Source organism: Pseudonocardia pini (assembly GCF_013870575.1).
GTDB lineage: Bacteria > Actinomycetota > Actinomycetes > Mycobacteriales > Pseudonocardiaceae > Pseudonocardia > Pseudonocardia pini.
Genome location: NZ_JACBXB010001146.1, coordinates 1 through 1,246 on the forward strand (window position 1 = coordinate 1; position 1,246 = coordinate 1,246).

Here is a 1,246-nt window from a genome sequence, read left to right on the forward strand (position 1 = left end):
GGTCGGGTCCCACGGCGAGTCCCTCGCCGAACGCCCTGCCGTCCATCGGTCCCCCTCCGCTCGGCCCGCCGCATCGTCGCAGGGGTGTGGCCCTGGAGCCACCCGGCGGCGTTCCATGATCACGGTTTGTGTGCGCACAGCGCGGTCCAGACAGCGCTCAGTGCACGCAGACCGCGATCATGCAGCTGTGGGAGCACGAAACGTGCGATCTTGAGACGACGGGGCGCGCCCATCGCACGAAACGTGCGATCTTGAAACGACGGGGCGCGCCCATCGCACGAAACGTGCGATCTTGAAACAGCGGAGCGCACCCACAGCACGAAACGTGCGATCTTGAAACAGCGGAGCGCGCCCACAGCACGAAACGTGCGATCTTACCGCCGTCAGAGCACGAAACGTGCGATCTTGACACGACGGAGCGCGGACGACCCCAACGATCAGGACCGCGGCAGCCCGCCCGCCGCGCGCAGCAGCAGGTGCATCGCCTGGTCCGTGGACCGCTCCCGGATGTCCCCGCGGGCCCCCGGCAGGACCGGGTCGCGGGTGAGGACCTGGCCGTCGGCCGTCGTCACGCAGAAGCAGACGTACCCGACGGGCTTGGCCTCCGTCCCGCCGCCGGGCCCGGCCACCCCCGTGATGCCGACCCCGATGGAGGCGCCGAACCGGGCCCGCGCGCCGTCGGCCAGCGCCCGGGCGACCTCCGGGGACACCGCACCGTGCTCGGCGATCATCTCCGCGGGCACCGCGAGCAGCGCGGTCTTCGCCTCGTTCGAGTACGCGACCACCCCGCCCGCGACGTACGCCGACGAGCCCGCTCGGTCGATCAGCCGCGAGGCCAGCATCCCGCCGGTGCAGGACTCCCCCGTCGCGACGGTCAGCCCGTGCTCCAGCAACGCCGTGGCCAGCAGCTCGTCGGTGGTGGTGCCGACCGCGCTCAGCAGGTTCGGGCGGTGTCGGTCCACGATCTCGTCGGCCAGCTCGGCGGCCAGGTCCTCCGCCCCGGGCAGGGGGTGCAGGTCGACCTCCAGCTCCGAGCGGCGCAGGCACGTCGTGACCTCGACGGAGGACAGGTCCCGGGCCCGCTCGATCTCCCGCAGGGTCTGCGCGATCTCGGACTCGGGGAGCCCGAAGAACCGCAGCGACCGCGGCTCCGCGCGCGGCACGGCGGCGAGCAGATCCGCGAACGGCCCCGCCCCGAGCACCGCGGGCCACATCCCCTGCAGCTCCCGCGACCCGCGCGCCGTGC

General features: G+C 72.8%; 1 protein-coding gene. It reads right to left on the reverse strand.

Translation table 11 applies throughout. The features are described from left to right. Nucleotides 1–437: 437 nt before the first annotated feature. On the reverse strand, nucleotides 438–1,246 hold an 809-nt coding region (locus H5J29_RS33300; protein ID WP_181784852.1), incomplete at its 5' end, for a nicotinamide-nucleotide amidohydrolase family protein.